Genomic DNA, 11,654 nt, shown 5'->3' on the forward strand with positions numbered 1-11,654 from the left:
TCAGCCGGCGCTCTCGCGCAGAGCTTCCTGCGCGGTGCGCAGCCGTTCGGCCAATCCGCTGGTCTTCATGATGGCCTCCCGCATCAGGACGTGTTGTGCGGTCTCCTGAGCGCGGGCGGTGGTGAGCCGGGAGGCGGCGGCGCGCAGGAATCGCCAGCCGTACCGCTCCGGCATGGAGGGGTCCTGACCGTCCTCGACCATCTGCTGAATGTGGCGGGTGAAACACCACAGGGCCTGGACGGTCAGCTCGCAGGCGACCAGTTCGTCGGTGGTGAGGCTGCGCTCGCTGGAGTGGGAGGCGTAGGCGACGCCGGACCAGCCTGCGTAGGCGGTGGACACTCCCCGTACACCGAAGGAAACGATGTCCGGGTGGTCGAAACCGGTGGCAAGAAGCGACTCCTCGACCGTGCAGGCCAAGGGCGCGGGACCACCCTGCGCCCCGCGGTCGACCAGAACCGAGGGAGTGGAGAGCAGGCGCAGCGCGGTGTCGTAGGCGCCTCCGGCCCACGGACCGGAGGTGAGGCAGTAGAGGGAAAGGACGTATTCGGGGTTGGGGGCCCCGGCGTGGTCCCCTTCGAGGAGTTCGCGGATCTTGTCCCGGGCCCAGGGAAGGTCGGACGCGTAGGAGCGGTAGCGCCAGACGGCCAGGTCGGTCAGCGCGGCGGGTTCGTGCGGCTGGACAAGGTGGAAGACGGCTACCCCGCATGCGAAGACGTGCAGGACACAGCTCTGCGCCTCGGGGTGGTCCAGTCGGGTCGAGGAGGACTCCAACCACTGGGCGCCCTCACTCGGTGTCAGATGCTCCCGGAGTCGGCCAGCGCGCTCGACACCGATGAAGACCGGCAGAAACTTGTGGGAGTCGACTTCTATCCGTCCCGTGACAGGTGCAGCCGCGTCACTCATTTCCAGCGCTTCCGCGAACCGGGTTCTCGCGTCGTCGGGTGCGCGACCGAGCGCGGTGTCGAGAATTCCCTGAGACTCGGCGCGAGGCTGGTAGCCGGCGCCGCCTGCCTCCCAGTTCGACACCGTGCGGTCGCTGACCCCCAGGTACGCGGCGAAGTCCCGCAGGCTCATGCGCAGGGCGTCGCGTAGCAGCCGGGCTTCCCGACCGGACCATCTCTGCACCGTGACCACCGTGGCACCCCCTGCCCATCACCCGGTGGAACGACCAAACGACCAGCGTAGCCAGCCTTGTTCAGCAGTGCTGCGGCATTGCTGCAGCATCCGTACATCACACTCCGCAACCGTCTTGCTCCATGCTGAATCCACCGCGCCGGGGCCGGTCACCGCCAGGCGGCACCTCCGCGTTCTCTCCTGCACCACCACCAGAAGGAGCACCGGCATGACCGACATCGTCAAGCGCAACGCCCGCGCCATCCTCCTCGACGGCGACGAACTGGTCCTGATCAAGCGCACCAAGCCGGGCAGGGAGCCGTACTGGGTGACGGTCGGCGGAGGGGTCGAGACGGACGACGCGACCATCGAATCGGCTCTGCACCGCGAGGTGTTCGAGGAGATCGGCGGCAAGCTGGCACGCGCCGAACTGGTCCACCTGATCACCGACCAGTTGGAGGGCGGCGTCGGCGTCCAGCACATCTTCGCCGCGCGCCTGGAGTCGATGGACCTGGCCGCGCGTACGGGAACGGAGTTTGCGAAGCCGGAACGGGGCGAGTACGAGGTGGTACGCGTCCCCTTCACCGGCGAGGCGGTCCGCGAACTGAACCTGATGCCTCCGGAGCTCGCCGAGTTCCTCGCCGCCAACACGTGCGCGATCACCTCCGTCCTCAACACCCCGATCCGCGAGGCGTGAGCGATGACGCGAGCCCCGGACTTCGTCAGCCTCAACGGCCCTGACAACGTCGGCAAGACGACCCACTTGGTGCGGCTGGCCGAACGGTGGAACGCCTTCCAGCCGCTGGGCGCGGTCCACGAGCACGATCCCGAGCCCTGGGCGCGGGTGGCCACCGGCGACTACGCCCGGTGGTGGTTCGAGACGTCCACGACCGTCGAGCTGACCGAGATGCTGCTCGCCGGTCATGCCAAGCGGGCCGCCGCACGCGAGACCGGGCGTACGGGTCTGCTGGACCGGGGCCTGCCCATGCTTCTCGCCGTGGCCGCTGCGACCTGCGTGGTCAAGGACAGGCTGACCGTCGGCGAGGCGTTCAGGACCGTAACGGGAATCGCCGGTTCGCGGGCTGCCACACCCGAGACGTCCATCCTCCTGCTCCCGTCATCCGACGCCGAGCGCAGCTACGCCATCACCAGCGCCCGCGAGGGCCGCCCCTGGACCGGGATCTACCCGGAGTACCAGAAGACGCTGCATGCGGTTCTGCTCCACCAGGTCGACCATGGTGCGTTCACCGCGGTCGTCAACTGCGAGGACCGCCCCTTGGACGCCGTGCACTGCGACGTGCTCGATCGCCTCGGCCTCAGCCGACTCACCGACGGGAGTCCCCGATGACGCAGAACTCCCCGCCCCTGGTGCTACCACCCAGTTTGTCCCGCACCGTGGCAGCGCTACCGGACAAGGACCGGAACCGCCTGGACGACACCATCACCCGGCTCCACACCGTCAACGGGCGCCTGTGGGACACCGAGGACCGGGTGCGCGGCGCTTTACTCTCGGCCGCCAAGGTCGCCGACTGCAAGCGGGAGATCGACCAGCTCAACGCCGAACGGAACCTGCTCGCCGAGCGGGCTGACGAGGTCCTCGGCTCGCTGGCCGACGCGGGCCGCGCCGACGCACCGCTGCACACCGAGACGCTCGCCTCCGTCGTCGACCGCCTCTCGGTCCTGACACTGAGGATCTGGCACAGCGAACGGGCAGCTGCACGGGACGAGCTGGCACGCCGACGTGTCCCCGCCCTTCACGGGCAACGGGAGGAGCTGTGCGCCGCCCTCGACGCGCTGGTCTCCGACGTCGTCGCAGGCCGCCGACGGCTCCCCGTACCGGCTCGCTTCAAACTGTACGGCCGGGACGACGCCGGCCCCTCAGAGATCAAGCCGAGTCGGCGTCTGCGCCGGGTCCTCGCCTTCGGTGGGCTGAGCGAGTGCGGCAAGAGCACCAGCGCCGAGTTCGTCCAACGCACCTGCGGTGCGCAACGCTTCAAGATCGGCTTCCTGTTGCGGCAGGCGGCGCACCGGGAGGGTCTCGCGGACCCGTACGCCCTGTCGCCCCGTCGGCAGGCCGAGCTGCTGCTCGGTGAGCTAAACCGTTTCGCGGACGCGCACATCGACACGGAGCTGTTCACCATCGAGTCCGTCCACGACGACGCCTCGATCGCCGAGCTCAAGCGACTCATGGGCGACGCACTCCAGATCGTCTACCTGGACGCCTCCTTCGCCGTTCGCGTCGAGCGGTCGGGCACTCCGGCCCAGGCCATCGCCGCGAAGGACGAGATCAAGACGAGCCGTGGCGCCCATCAGGTCGCCGCGCTCGCCGACCACGTCATCGACAACACAGGCAGCATCGCCGCCCTCCGCGCCCGGCTCCGGCGCATCGCCGCCCCGCCCACCTCCACGGCGCTGCGCGCGGCCACTCCGTACGGGCTGGGACTGCCTGCCGCCGTAGCCTCGGCGACGGCCGACTTCACCGACGCGGTACGGGCTTACGGCCCCGGCGTACGGCTCGCCACCCTGACCGGCAGCCCCGGCGAGGGCAGCTGGATCGCCGACTGGTCCGACCTGGACCTCCTCGTGATCGCCGAGCACGAGGCCATCGGCCGGGTCCACGAAGCCCTGGAGCAGTACCGGACGGCCCTCGGCGGTGCGGCCTCCCTCGGCCCCACGCTCGTGACCCCCGGCGAACTGACTGCCCGGCGCCTCACCCCGCGCCTGGCGTTCGTCCTCCACCAGCTCCAGCAGGGCAGCCCCGTCCTGCACGCCGTACCCGGCCTCGAACTGCCGACGATCACCCAAGGCGAGCTGGCGTTCGCCGCTGTCCGGGAACTCCCCCAGGTCATCCTGACCATGCGCCGTCTGCGCGCCGACGCGCGGCCGACCACACTGCGGCAGCTCTACAAGCACCTCGTGCTCGCCTGCCGTCTGATCCTGCGCGAGCACAACCAGTGGGAGTCCGGCCCCGATCGGATCCTCGCCGCAGCCTCCCGCATGCCGGGCCTGACGGCTCTCTCGGTGCCCTCTCTGGCCGAGATCTCCAGCGCTTGGCGCGACGGCGAGGCCGGCCTCGTCCTCAAGCCCGTCACCATGGCCGTCGACCAGCTCCTCACCTGGTACGCCGTCCAGCTCGCCGCCTGAACAGGCTCCCTCTCCCTCCTCGTTCTCCGTCCGACAGGAGCTTCGCCATGCCCGAAACCATCGCCGTGCCGCCCTTCACCGCCCAGATCGTCGAACGGCTCAGCGTCGGAGCCACGAGCCGCCGCGAGCGCGTCATCCATTCCTTGGACGGCCTGGAGAACCCGGTCCACCCCGAGACCCTCGCCCACACAGGAGCCGGCCTCTGGCGTCTACTCCAGGAGCAGGTGCCGGACGGACTCGGCTCCGTGGACTTCCTCCTCGGCCTGGACGCCGGCGGCATCCTGCCGACCGTTGCCCTCGCCAGCGCCGCTCAGCTCCCGTACAAGATCGCCTGGAAGCTGCACCTCCCGCTCGACGGCGCGGTCCGCTTCAGCGAGCCCCACGCGATGCGCACCGACGTCTTCGCGTACGGCATCACTCCCGGGCAGCGCATCGTCGTCGTGGACGACGAGATCACCACCGGCCGGACCCTGGCTGACCTCACCCGTCGCCTCCGCGAGGCCGGCGCCGCCCCGCTGGTGGCGGCCTGCCTGGTGGAGGACACGACCCGCGGAGCCCGCGACCTGCTCACCGACCTCGGTCTGCCGCTCGTCTCGCTCACCACGATCGAGGGCGCGGAATGACAGCTCTGGCCCCGGCGGGGATCCGGTTCCACCACGGTTCCCTGATCATCCCAGCCGGGGCCGTCCACACCACCCCGCTCGGGTACGACCGGGACAGCGTTCCCGTCGGCGCACCGCTACCCCTGGCTGCCTCCGCCGAGCTTGTCCACCGCCTGAGCGGGTGCGGCGAGATCGTCGTGGCCTTCGAGGGGAAGCTCGGTGACACGCTCCTCGCACTGTCGGGGGTCCGCGCGGTCCTCGATTGGATGCGGCTGCGGTCGGTACGCGTGGCCGTCCGGGCGGTGGGTCCGTACGCGGGGCTGATCGCCCGCATGGGGCTGATCACGCAGCCCCAGGCCAGCGCTCCCAGCGGCTGGCGAGCCGTGATCGGCGACCGCACGGGCGTTGAGGCGCACGGCTCGGAGGCGGCGGTGAGCCTGGTGCTCGACCCAGCCGCCCCGCCGTGCTGGTCGAGCGACGGCCGCGCCCACCCGGACCTGCCCGCCCGCCACTACCTGGCTCTGGAGCGCCGCCTCGGCATCCGCCTGCCCGGCACGGCTCCGTTCGCTCCCACCCTCGCGACCGGGCCGAACAAGCTCGCGGAGGAACTGCGCTCGGTGGGCTGGCTGGGCGGTCTGACCATCGCCGCCATCACCGCCACCAGTTGGCCGGAGCGCAAGGACTACACCGCCCAGCGCTACATCGCCCTCGCCGAACACATCGCCGAGGCACAGCAGGCCCAGGCCCGGCTGCTGCTCATCGGCGGCAACCCAGGCCACGGCCTCCGCGTCACGGCGGAGGCTCCCCGGCGTCACGTGCAAGCCGTCCTCATCGACGGGATGCCAGCCGACGGCCTCGTCGACCTCTTCCCCCACTGCCACCTGATCGTCGGCAACGACACCGGCCTCACCCACCTCGCCGCGATGACGCGCGGCGGCCGGGATGGCGGTGGCCCGCCAGTCATCGGCCTGTACGCGCGTCATAGCCATAGCAAGTGGCGCACCGGCCTGCCGCACCATCACGCCGTCGCCACCCACCTGTCCGACCGCATGCACCAGGGCGACCTCTGCCCCGTCCGCGACGCCATCGCCCCGGACACGGACGTGCACATGGACGCCTTCCCGCCCGCCACGCTGGCCCAGTTCGGCCTCGAACTACTCAACGAGGTGGGGCGATGACCTTCCAGCCTCTCTTTCGGGTCGGGCCGGTGCGACGCTTCACCCGCAACCTGCTCTGCCCGGTCGACCTCTTCGGCCACTCGCTGCTCCTGAAATACACCCGCAACCCGGCCGAGGCCGGCGAGGAGATCCACGGCCACGCCCGCCTGGCCCGGCACTATCGTGTCCCCGCCCTCCACACCCACCTGCGCGTACCGGGCGGACACCTCCTCGCGTACGAACGCCTGCCCGGCGGCACCGACCAGGGACTTCTGCTCGACCTTCTCAACACAGACGGGCCTGCCAGCCACCTCCACACCTACATGGACCAGCTCACGGCCGCGTACCAGGAGGTCATCCTCACAACGGCATGGCCAGCCGATCCGGCGCACGTCGTCCGCAAGCTGTACTGGGACCGCGCGGCACCCGGCGGCCGACTCGACACGTACTACGCCGGCAAGGAATTCCTGATCGCCGACGGCCTCGTCGACATCCCGGTATCCCGCCTCAACACCTACGCCCTGAAGATCAACGGCCGCCGACACCACCTGGATTGGGCCGCCACCCTCCGCTGGCTGCGCGCGCACTTCGCCACGGCAGAGCCGGTCTGGGCGGCCCTCACCCAAGGCGACCCCACCGACGTCAACCTCGCCCATCCGCTCGCCTGGTTCGACTACGACACCGCGGGAATGAACAGCATCCCCGGCGAGTTCGCCAACTTCCTCTGGTACGCCTCCGTTCTCGGCGGCTGGCTCGTACCCACCTACAACCCGACCGCCTTCGCCGACCACCCCGCCGCCTTCACCCACGTCCCGGCCAACACCCCCGAGATCCGACGAGCGGCGATCGACCACACCACCAGCACCATCCACATCGACTACACGCCGCGCCTCTCTGCACCTCGGCGAGCCGCCGTGACCGCGTACTGGAACAAGCTCGTACGACCGGTCGCGGACCGTCTCTGGCCCGGCGAGGACCTGGCGAACCTGCTCCGCCCCTACCTCGCCATGCGCATCCTCGGCGTCTACAACCTGGCCGGCCTGGCCTCCGAGGACCGGCTCGTCCTGCTCGCCCGTCTTGTCGAGGCCATGAGCCCCGCCTTCGACCCCACCACCTACTTCTGCCCGCTGGAGTCGCCATGCCCGGCCCCCTGAACGCCCGCACCGCCCTGGTCAGCGGAGCCACCGGCGGCCTCGGCTCGGCCATCGCCCGCCGTCTCGCTGCCGACGGCGCCACCGTCGCCCTCGCGCACCTCGACGTCGACCTGGCCGCAGCCGAGCTCACCGCCCACATCACCGGCAGCGGTGGCACCGCAATCAGCCTGGCAGCCGACCTCCGCGACGCCGAGGCCGTGCGCGCCCTCTGTCACCAGGCCCACGACCAGCTCGGCCCGATCGACATCCTGGTCAGCAACGCCGGCGCCTACTCGCGCCGCCCGTGGAGGGAGACAACGCCAGCTCACTGGGACGAGGCACTGGCCTCTAACCTGACCAGCCACTACCTCCTCACCCACGAGCTGACCCCTGCCATGGCGGCCGTCGGCTGGGGCCGGATCATCACCATCAGCTCGGTCCTCGCCACGGCGGGCCGTCACGACCTCGCCAGCTACATCAGTGCCAAGGCTGGCCTCGAAGGGCTCACCCGTGCCCTCGCACGCGAACTCGGCCCAGCCGGCATCACCGTGAACTGTGTCGCCCCCGGTTCCATCCGCGTCCCCGCTGAGGACACCGTCGTCGACGATCCGGAAGCCATGACCGCCCGGCAGCTCGCCCGCCAGTGCGTCCAGCGCCGGGGCCGCCCGGAGGACATCGCCGCGGCCGTCGCCTTCCTCGCCACCGAGGACGCTGGCTTCATCACCGGCCAGACCCTGCGCGTCGACGGAGGCTGGATCCTTGGCTGACATCTGGCTCATGCGCCACGGCGCCTACGAAGGCCACCGCCCCGGCTACCACGCCCCGCACGAGGCCGCCCTCACGCAGGAGGGCCGCGACCAGGTCCGCCGCTCCCTCCCCCTCCCCGAGGACATCACAGCGATCGTCACCAGCCCGATGCCCCGCGCCCGCCAGACCGCCACCCTCGTCTCGCACCTCACGGGCCTGCCGATCGTGGCCATCTCCGGCCTCCTTGCCGAATGGCGCGCCCCGAGCATCGTCCTCGGCCGCACCGCCGAGACCTATCCACCGGCCTACCGAGCCTGGCGAGCTCGGCGCCTCGCCAACCCCTCCCTACGCTGCGAAGACGGCGAAAGCCTCATCGACCTCCACACCCGCGCCCGCCACTGCGCCGCCTTCCTCCACCACAGCGCTGGACGCCACGGCCCCCTCGTAGCGGTCTCCCACACGCTGCTCTTGGGCGTCCTCACCCACCTTCAGGAGGGCCCCGCCGCCTTCACAACCGCCGCCAAAACGCCCTGGCAGTTCGCCGAGCGCCACCTGCTGCCTGCTGCCTGCTGCCTGCTGCCTGCTGCCTGCTGCCTGCCCACCAACGCATGGCACCTGGCCTTCAGCGGCCTGCCCAATAGTTGGCCGACGGCCGATGCTCCCGGTTCCGCTTGTCCCCTTGCCCGAGCCTGCATGCCGAAAGCACGCACCGGACGCCGCTCCTTGACGGGCAAACCCTGCCTGCCGCGGCACTATTAGCCACCGCCTCCGCCCCCCGGGCCCGCCCCCTCCAGCGCCTCCGCCAGCACCTCCGCGAGGTGCCGCGCCCGCGCGCCGGCCAACTGCTCCACCTGGGTGCGGCAGGAGTAACCGTCGGCAAGCACCACGGCCGACTCCCCGGCCGCCCGGACCGACGGCAGCAGGTGCTCCTCCGCGCAGGCCACCGAGACCTCGTGGTGGCCCCTGGTGAAGCCGAAGTCGCCCGCCAGGCCGCAGCAGCCGCCGCTCAGCTCCCCCGCGAGGCCCGCCGCCTCGCGCAGGCGCCGGTCGGCCGCGTCGCCGAGGACGGCGTGCTGGTGGCAGTGCGTCTGCCCCACCGCGGGGCGCGCCACGGACGGCGGCGTCCACCGCGGGGCGTGCCGCTCCAGCGCCTCGGCGAACGTCAGCACCCGGTCGGCCAGCTGCCGGGCCCGCGGGTCCCCGTGCAGCAGCTCCGGCAGGTCGGCGCGCAGGGCCGCCGCGCAGCTCGGCTCCAGGACCACCACCGGCGCGCCGGTCCCGAGGACCGGTTCCATCAGGTCGAGCGTGTCCCGCAGCACGGCACGGGCGCGGTCGAGCTGTCCGGTGGAGAGGTACGTCAACCCGCAGCACACCCGCCGGCGCCCCCGAAGGAGTGACATCGGGTCCCTCGCGACGGACACGCCCTCGCCGTCGCGCGGGGGCCGCAGCCGCCGGGTGGGCGGCAGCGCCACCCGCAGCCCGGCCGCCTCCAGGACGCGGACGGCCGCCCGGCCGACGCCCGGCGAGAGGTGCTCGGTGAAGGTGTCCGGCCACAGGATCACGAGGTCGCCGCCCGCGCCGTTCCCGGGCCGCGCGTGCCACCACCGGCTGAAGGCGACCGGCGCCAGCCGGGGGACGGCCCGCTCGGGCGCGATCCCGCCGAGCCGCTTCGCCGCCCACGCGAGGGGCCGTACGGCCGCGAGGGCGTTGACGAGCCGCGCCGTGCGCGTACGGTCCACCAGGCGCAGCCACCGGGGCAGCCGGCCCAGGGTGAGATGCGCGGCCGGGCGGCGCCGCCCCGCGTAGTGGTGGTGCAGGAACTCCGCCTTGTACGTGGCCATGTCGACGCCGACCGGGCAGTCGGAGCGGCATCCCTTGCAGCCCAGGCACAGGTCCAGGGCGTCACGCACCTCGGCCGAGCGCCACCCGTCGGTCACCAGTTCCCCGGCGAGCATCTCGTGCAGCAGCCGGGCACGCCCGCGCGTGGAGTGCTCCTCCTCGCCGGTCGCGCGGAACGACGGGCACATCACGGCGGGGCCGGCCGCCGTCGTCGTACGGCACTTGGCGACGCCGACGCAGCGGCGCACGGCCGCCGAGAAGTCGCCGCCGTCGGCCGGGTAGCCGAAGACCACGTCGACCGGCTCCCGGGGCAGGACGGCGAAGCGCAGGCCGGCGTCGAGCGGGGCGGGGCGCACCAGCATTCCCGGGTTGAGCAGGTCGTCCGGGTCCCAGACGCCCTTGGCCCGCTCGAAGAGGCGGACCATCTGCGCGCCGTACATCCTCGGCAGCAGCTCGGCGCGCGCCTGGCCGTCCCCGTGCTCCCCGGACAGCGAGCCCCCGTGCGCGACGACGACCCCGGCGAGCTCCTCCGAGAACCGCCGGAAGCGGGCGACGCCCTCCTTCGTCAGCAGGTCGAAGTCGATCCGGACGTGGATGCAGCCGTCCCCGAAGTGCCCGTACGGCGTCCCGCGCAGCCCGTGCGCGCCCAGCAGCGCGCGGAAGTCGCGCAGATACGCCCCGAGCCGCTGCGGCGGCACCGCGCAGTCCTCCCAGCCGGGCCACGCCTCCGTCCCGTCCGGCATCCGCGTCGCCGTGCCGCTCGCGTCCTCGCGGACGCGCCACAGGGCCCGCTGCCGGGCGGGGTCGGTGACCACCGCCGAGCCGGTCACGTCCGCGGCCCGCACGACGGCCTCGGCACGCGCGCGTGCCTCCCCCTGCGAGTCGCCGCCCGTCTCCACGAACAGCCAGGCGGCGCCCCGGGGCAGCAGGTCCGCCGAGGGCACCAGGTCGGCCGCCATCCCCTCCACGGTCAGCGGCCCGTACGGCAGCAGTCCGGCCGCCGCCTCCGCGGCCGCGCTCTCGTCGCCGTAGCCCAGCACGGCGAGCGCCCGCGCGCGGGGCGCCTCCACCAGTCCCACGACCGCCTCGGTGAGGATGCCGAGGGTGCCCTCGCTGCCGCAGAAGGACCGCGCGACGTCGGCGCCGCGCTCGGGCAGCAGCGCGTCGAGCGCGTATCCGGAGATCCGGCGGGGCAGTTCGGGAAAGCCGGTCCGCAGCCGCGCCCGCTCCTCCTCCACCAGCGCGCGCAGGCCCTCGGGCGCCCCGGCCCACCCGGGTCCGAGGCGCAGCCGCTCGCCGCGCGCGCTGAGGACGTCCAGCGCGCGCACGCTGTCGGCGGTGGTCCCCCAGGCCACCGAGTGCGCGCCGCAGGAGTTGTTGCCGATCATGCCGCCGAGGGTGCAGCGGCTGTGGGTGGAGGGGTCGGGCCCGAAGCACAGGCCGTGCGGGGCGGCGGCGTCCTGGAGCCGGTCCAGCACGAGCCCCGGCTGGACGACGGCGGTGCGCGCCGCGGGGTCCAGCGACACGAGCCGGTTCATGTGCCGGGTGAAGTCGAGGACCACGCCGGTGCCGGTGGCCTGGCCCGCGATGGACGTCCCGCCGCCCCGCGCCACGACCGGGACCCCGCGCTCGCGGCACACCGCCAGCACGGCGGCCACGTCGTCGGCGTCGCGGGGCGCGACCACCCCCAGCGGAACACGCCGGTAGTTGGACGCGTCCATGGTCACCAACGCCCGCGCCGCGGCCCCGAACCCGACCTCGCCCCGGACGGCCGCGCGCAGTTGCGCCTCAAGTTCCGCCATGGGTCCACTCAACCAGCCCGGCCGGCGTCGGGGCGGGCGCGGTGCTCCGGGGTCACCGCCGGGTCACGGCTGCCGCGTCTCATCCGACGGACGAGGGTGCACCGGGCCGTGCCGGAA

Annotated in this window: 10 protein-coding genes; 8 read left to right on the top strand and 2 right to left on the bottom strand. The window is 72.4% G+C overall.

What is annotated here, in order from left to right; all coding sequences use genetic code 11:
- Positions 1-1,134 carry a helix-turn-helix domain-containing protein gene (locus SZN_RS10815; RefSeq protein WP_007494198.1) on the bottom strand — a complete coding sequence of 378 codons (1,134 nt, stop codon included), beginning with the start codon at positions 1,132-1,134 and terminating at the stop codon, positions 1-3.
- 208 nt (positions 1,135-1,342) lie between these two features.
- Here SZN_RS10815 and SZN_RS10820 point away from each other — a divergent pair, with 208 nt between their 5' ends.
- Genes SZN_RS10820 through SZN_RS10855 form a run of 8 tightly spaced genes read left to right on the top strand, consistent with a single transcriptional unit; the run spans position 1,343 to position 8,655 of the window.
- Positions 1,343-1,810 (top strand): NUDIX hydrolase, encoded by a 468-nt coding sequence (locus tag SZN_RS10820; protein WP_007494199.1) that lies wholly within the window; start codon positions 1,343-1,345, stop codon positions 1,808-1,810.
- Positions 1,811-1,813: 3 nt separating this feature from the next.
- Complete coding sequence (locus SZN_RS10825; protein WP_007494200.1) at positions 1,814-2,461, top strand: hypothetical protein; 648 nt, start codon at positions 1,814-1,816, stop codon at positions 2,459-2,461.
- Positions 2,458-4,257 (top strand): DUF4254 domain-containing protein, encoded by a 1,800-nt coding sequence (locus SZN_RS10830; protein WP_043729892.1) that lies wholly within the window; start codon positions 2,458-2,460, stop codon positions 4,255-4,257. Before SZN_RS10825 ends, SZN_RS10830 begins: the two co-directional genes overlap by 4 nt.
- A gap of 47 nt (positions 4,258-4,304) precedes the next feature.
- On the top strand, positions 4,305-4,880 hold the full coding sequence (locus tag SZN_RS10835; RefSeq protein WP_007494202.1) for a phosphoribosyltransferase domain-containing protein: 576 nt from the start codon (positions 4,305-4,307) through the stop codon (positions 4,878-4,880).
- The gene (locus tag SZN_RS10840; protein WP_007494204.1) at positions 4,877-6,037 is read left to right on the top strand and encodes a glycosyltransferase family 9 protein; all 1,161 of its coding nucleotides are present in this window, start codon (positions 4,877-4,879) and stop codon (positions 6,035-6,037) included. The genes SZN_RS10835 and SZN_RS10840 overlap by 4 nt, the downstream gene beginning before the upstream one ends.
- Positions 6,034-7,170 carry a hypothetical protein gene (locus tag SZN_RS10845; protein ID WP_007494206.1) on the top strand — a complete coding sequence of 379 codons (1,137 nt, stop codon included), beginning with the start codon at positions 6,034-6,036 and terminating at the stop codon, positions 7,168-7,170. Before SZN_RS10840 ends, SZN_RS10845 begins: the two co-directional genes overlap by 4 nt.
- A complete protein-coding gene (locus SZN_RS10850; RefSeq protein ID WP_007494208.1) occupies positions 7,155-7,916 on the top strand; it encodes an SDR family NAD(P)-dependent oxidoreductase in 762 nt (253 codons plus the stop codon). Before SZN_RS10845 ends, SZN_RS10850 begins: the two co-directional genes overlap by 16 nt.
- On the top strand, positions 7,909-8,655 hold the full coding sequence (locus SZN_RS10855) for a histidine phosphatase family protein (RefSeq protein WP_007494210.1): 747 nt from the start codon (positions 7,909-7,911) through the stop codon (positions 8,653-8,655). The genes SZN_RS10850 and SZN_RS10855 overlap by 8 nt, the downstream gene beginning before the upstream one ends.
- Here SZN_RS10855 and SZN_RS10860 read toward each other — a convergent pair.
- Entirely contained in the window at positions 8,652-11,537 is a 2,886-nt protein-coding gene (locus tag SZN_RS10860; protein WP_007494212.1) for an FAD-binding and (Fe-S)-binding domain-containing protein, read from the bottom strand. The two genes, SZN_RS10855 and SZN_RS10860, sit on opposite strands and share 4 nt — an antisense overlap.
- Positions 11,538-11,654: the final 117 nt, after the last annotated feature.

The organism is Streptomyces zinciresistens K42, assembly GCF_000225525.1.
Classification (GTDB): Bacteria; Actinomycetota; Actinomycetes; order Streptomycetales; family Streptomycetaceae; genus Streptomyces; species Streptomyces zinciresistens.

Coding starts and splice junctions, on each gene's coding strand:
- SZN_RS10820 (WP_007494199.1), top strand. CDS start 1,343: ATGACCGACATCGTCAAGCGCAACGCCCGCGCCATCCTCCTCGACGGC.
- SZN_RS10825 (WP_007494200.1), top strand. CDS start 1,814: ATGACGCGAGCCCCGGACTTCGTCAGCCTCAACGGCCCTGACAACGTC.
- SZN_RS10830 (WP_043729892.1), top strand. CDS start 2,458: ATGACGCAGAACTCCCCGCCCCTGGTGCTACCACCCAGTTTGTCCCGC.
- SZN_RS10835 (WP_007494202.1), top strand. CDS start 4,305: ATGCCCGAAACCATCGCCGTGCCGCCCTTCACCGCCCAGATCGTCGAA.
- SZN_RS10840 (WP_007494204.1), top strand. CDS start 4,877: ATGACAGCTCTGGCCCCGGCGGGGATCCGGTTCCACCACGGTTCCCTG.
- SZN_RS10845 (WP_007494206.1), top strand. CDS start 6,034: ATGACCTTCCAGCCTCTCTTTCGGGTCGGGCCGGTGCGACGCTTCACC.
- SZN_RS10850 (WP_007494208.1), top strand. CDS start 7,155: ATGCCCGGCCCCCTGAACGCCCGCACCGCCCTGGTCAGCGGAGCCACC.
- SZN_RS10860 (WP_007494212.1), bottom strand. CDS start 11,537: ATGGCGGAACTTGAGGCGCAACTGCGCGCGGCCGTCCGGGGCGAGGTC.